This window comes from Streptomyces sp. YS-3, from assembly GCF_045257485.1.
GTDB lineage: Bacteria > Actinomycetota > Actinomycetes > Streptomycetales > Streptomycetaceae > Streptomyces.
Window position 1 is genome coordinate 1 of the sequence record NZ_JBJHPC010001097.1, and the last position, 932, is coordinate 932.

A 932-nucleotide genomic window follows, 5' to 3' on the forward strand; every position below is an offset into this window, starting at 1 on the left:
CGCCCAGGCCGCCGACCAGGTGTGCACCCTCGCCGACGGGTTCGTCACGCTGCGCGGGGAGCGGTCGAAGTGGTTCGGCCCGGACGCGGCCCCCGACGGCTCGCTCTCGGCGGCCACCAAGAACCTCTCCAGCGACCTGTACTTCACCTCCGTACGCGACTCCCGTACGGTCGAGAAGCTGCTGGCCACCCCCGCACCCGCCGGGCCCAGCCGGCAGTCGAGGGAGCTGATGCGCGGCTGGGCGGGGGCGGCGGGGGGACGGGCGGCGGCAGGTGGGTGCGGACGCGTACCGGCCGGCCTGTTGACAGGCGTGCGCCGGGCTGACTGAGTGGCTGGCGGCACTTCGTGTGTCCTGGGCAACCACCCCTGTCGCCCCCCGAGTTGGGAGGAACGTTGGCTCTCCGCGCCCGCACCGCCGCCCGTACCAGCGACGGCGCCGAAACCGGCCGAAGCACCACCCGTACGCGCACCCGCATCCGTGCCCGCACCCGGATCGAGCGCCTCGCGCTGGCCGGTGTCGCCCTGCTCACCGCCTCGGCCTCGCTGTCCCCGACGGCCTCGGCCGCGCCCGGCGACCGCGAACACCATCCCTCCGGCGGCGGCCTGTCCGCCGTCATCCGCTACACCGAGTACGGCATCCCGCACATCCTCGCCGACGACTACGCCGGCCTCGGCTTCGGCACCGGCTACGCCCAGGCCGCCGACCAGGTGTGCACCCTCGCCGACGGGTTCGTCACGCTGCGCGGGGAGCGGTCGAAGTGGTTCGGCCCGGACGCGGCCCCCGACGGCTCGCTCTCGGCGGCCACCAAGAACCTCTCCAGCGACCTGTACTTCACCTCCGTACGCGACTCCCGTACGGTCGAGAAGCTGCTGGCCACCCCCGCACCCGCCGGGCCCAGCCGGCAGTCGAGGGAGCTGATGCGCGGCTGGGC

1 protein-coding gene and 1 pseudogene are annotated in these 932 nt (G+C 74.5%); both read left to right on the forward strand.

Annotated features, from left to right (window positions below; genetic code table 11):
* Positions 1 to 244, forward strand: a pseudogene (locus ACJA3G_RS37715) (penicillin acylase family protein); the annotation flags it as partial.
* Positions 245 to 474: 230 nt separating this feature from the next.
* Positions 475 to 932: penicillin acylase family protein (locus ACJA3G_RS37720; RefSeq protein ID WP_406557506.1), on the forward strand; the 458-nt coding region annotated here is incomplete at its 3' end.